Annotated in this window: 1 protein-coding gene; it reads left to right on the forward strand. The window is 67.8% G+C overall.

The features are described from left to right. The coding region (locus AX744_RS20585; RefSeq protein ID WP_197429172.1) for a hypothetical protein at positions 1-283 on the forward strand (283 nt) is incomplete at its 5' end. Positions 284-354 lie beyond the last annotated feature (71 nt).

A 354-nucleotide genomic window follows, 5' to 3' on the forward strand; every position in this document is an offset into this window, starting at 1 on the left:
CGACCACATCATCGCCAAGGCCCGCGCGAACATCCTGCGCCGCGTGTTCCAGATCGGCCGCGACACCGGCCGCTGGCCCGTCGCGATCAGCAAGGACACCCTCGTCTACACCAGCCCCGACCTCGACGCCGAGACCTCCTGGCCCGGCAAGCCCGAGCACTACGGCCGCGGGCTCGGCAGCTTCAAGTACGAAGGCTCCGCCGCTCTCTCCGAGCACGCGAAGTACTTCACCGGCCAGGCGCGCCCCTACGAGGGTAAGAACGACCTCTCGGAGATCTTCTGATGCTCGACGACAACGCCTCCGACGCGATCGCCCAGCGCAACGCGCTCTTCCGGTTCTTCACCGGCCAGGAC

Origin of the sequence: Microbacterium sp. CCH5-D1 (assembly GCF_001557335.1) — a bacterium.
GTDB lineage: Bacteria > Actinomycetota > Actinomycetes > Actinomycetales > Microbacteriaceae > Microbacterium > Microbacterium oxydans.